Origin of the sequence: Sphingomonas sp. FUKUSWIS1, assembly GCF_000733135.1 — a bacterium.
GTDB lineage: Bacteria > Pseudomonadota > Alphaproteobacteria > Sphingomonadales > Sphingomonadaceae > Sphingomonas > Sphingomonas aerolata.
In genome coordinates this window covers 1-1,428 of the sequence record NZ_JPJC01000221.1, presented here as the reverse complement: position 1 = coordinate 1,428, position 1,428 = coordinate 1, and the positions used below count along the sequence as shown (strand labels likewise).

Genomic DNA, 1,428 nt, shown 5'->3' with positions numbered 1-1,428 from the left:
ACGCCGCAACAGGTCGGTCGATCCGCGGATCACCGTCAGCAGATTGTTGAAATCATGCGCGATACCCCCGGTCAGCTGGCCCAGCGTCTCCATCTTCTGCGCCTGGCGCAGCGCCTCGTGCGCCTGGGTCAGCTCCGCGGTCCGCTCCGCCACGCGCTGTTCGAGCGTGTCGTTGACCTCCTGCACCGCCTTGAACAGCTGCGCATTGTCGATCGCGATCGCCGCCTGCGCCGCGACGCCGACCAGCAGCCGCTCGTGCCGCTCGCCGAAACGCCCGGGCTCGGAATGGCCGAACAACAGCCCGCCCAGCACCACCCCGGTGCGCGACGTGACCGGCACCGACAGATAGCTGCGCACCGGCAGATGCCCGCGCGGCATCCCGTAATGCGGCGCGCTCTTCCCGTAGCGCGGGTCGGTGCGGATGTCGTCCGAGCGGATCACGCCCTCGTTGCGGAAGGTCGGTCCGAACACCGCGGTCGCGCGCGGCCGCCCGAGCTTCTCGAACGCCGCGCGCTCCGCCCCGGCCAGCGTGAACAGGTGCAGCCGCTCGCCGGTCTCGTCCATCAGATTGTGGAAATACGCCCCGAACTCCGCCCCGGTCAGCTTGACCCCCGCATCGGTGACCATCTGGATCAGCGGCTCGAGCTCGAGCTCGGCGACCAGCGCCGCACCGGTGACGTTCAGCGTTTCCAGGCTGTGCGTCTCCCAGCGCAGGCTGCGCTCGGCGAGCACCGCGTCGGTCGTCTCGATCACCACCGCCAGCACGCCCGCGGGCACCCCGTCCGCATCGAGCACGGGCGAATAATTGAGGTCGAGGAACACCGTCTCGGGCTCGCCATGGCGGTACAGCGTCAGCTCCTGCCGCGCATAACTCCGCGTCTTGCCGGCCATCCCGGCGCGCACCACGCCGTCGTTGAAAGCCGCCGCCTCCATCCAGGCTTCGCGCACCGGCATGCCGAGAATCGCGGGATGCTTGTCCTGCGCGATCGTCGCATAGCGCGCATTGTAGATGAGGATTCCCTCCTCGCCCCACAGCAGCGCCATCGGCACCGGCGCGCGCAACAGGATCGACACCACGGTCCGCAGATGCGGTGGCCAGCCCTCGATCGGGCCGAGCGGGGTCGCCGACCAGTCGAACGCAGCGATCAGCGCCGCGAGCGGTCCGTCGCCCAGGAATCCATGCCGCTCAGTCACGCTGCCCCACCTTGCCCCCACCCCGGGTCCGAAATCCTGCGTCGCTGATCACCGTACACGCACGGGCCTTAACCCCATCCTATACACCGCACCGCCACCGCGAAACGCTGCAATGTCCGTCACCTGCGCTACTGCGCCGACAGTGCGTCGCCGATCCGCGCCGCGACCTCGCCGATGCGATAGGGCTTCTTCAGCACCGTCTCCGCCGCCAGCTCGTCGCCGAACGTCGCGACA

General features: G+C 69.1%; 1 protein-coding gene. It reads right to left on the bottom strand.

Annotated features, from left to right (window positions below; translation table 11 throughout):
• A partial coding sequence (locus sphsw_RS20815; protein WP_327195648.1) for a GAF domain-containing protein occupies positions 1-1,194 on the bottom strand: 1,194 nt, incomplete at its 3' end.
• Positions 1,195-1,428 lie beyond the last annotated feature (234 nt).